A 392-nucleotide genomic window follows, 5' to 3' on the forward strand; every position below is an offset into this window, starting at 1 on the left:
ACCTCGAGCTCTGCCAGCTCATCCTGGGACAGGAACGTGAACCAGCGCAGGTATTTCACGACGTCCGCATCGCCGGTATTCACGAAGTACTGGTACCAGGCGTACGGACTCGTCATCTCCGGGTCGAGCCACAAACTTCCACCACCGGTGGACTTGCCGAACTTCTTGCCATCGGCCGAGGTGACCAAGGGAACCGTCAATGCATGGACCGGCTCGGCATCCTGCCTACGGTTCAGCTCCACCCCGGCGATGATGTTGCCCCACTGATCCGAGCCGCCGATTTGCAGAGTGCAGCCGTACTCGCGGCGCAACTGCACGTAGTCATTGGCCTGCAGCAGCATGTAACTGAACTCGGTGTACGACATCCCATCGCCCTCGAGCCTGGTCTTGAC

Annotated in this window: 1 protein-coding gene; it reads right to left on the bottom strand. The window is 60.2% G+C overall.

The window, feature by feature from the left end:
• The coding region (gene tyrS, locus J1M64_RS18630) for a tyrosine--tRNA ligase (RefSeq protein WP_206475167.1) at positions 1-392 on the bottom strand (392 nt) is incomplete at both ends.

This window comes from Dietzia sp. KRD202, assembly GCF_017168155.1.
Classification (GTDB): Bacteria; Actinomycetota; Actinomycetes; order Mycobacteriales; family Mycobacteriaceae; genus Dietzia; species Dietzia kunjamensis.